Annotated in this window: 1 tRNA gene; it reads left to right on the top strand. The window is 45.8% G+C overall.

Going from position 1 to position 225, the window contains the following annotated elements:
- Positions 1–76 (top strand) — tRNA-Glu (locus FQZ95_RS17865).
- Positions 77–225 lie beyond the last annotated feature (149 nt).

Genomic DNA, 225 nt, shown 5'->3' with positions numbered 1-225 from the left:
GTCCCCTTCGTCTAGAGGCCCAGGACACCGCCCTTTCACGGCGGTAACAGGGGTTCGAATCCCCTAGGGGACGCCACTTGCTGGTTTGTGAGTGAAAGTCACCGACCTTGATATCGTTAAAGATGACTTACGAGTCATGTTTAAGATATTTGCTCTTTAAAAATCTGGATCAAGCTGAAAATTGAAACACTGAACAACGAAAGTTGTTCGTGAGTCTCTCAAATT

Origin of the sequence: Escherichia sp. HH41S (genome assembly GCF_009820115.1) — a bacterium.
GTDB classification, from domain to species: Bacteria; Pseudomonadota; Gammaproteobacteria; order Enterobacterales; family Enterobacteriaceae; genus Escherichia; species Escherichia coli_F.
This window is presented reverse-complemented; position numbering and strand designations above follow the sequence as displayed.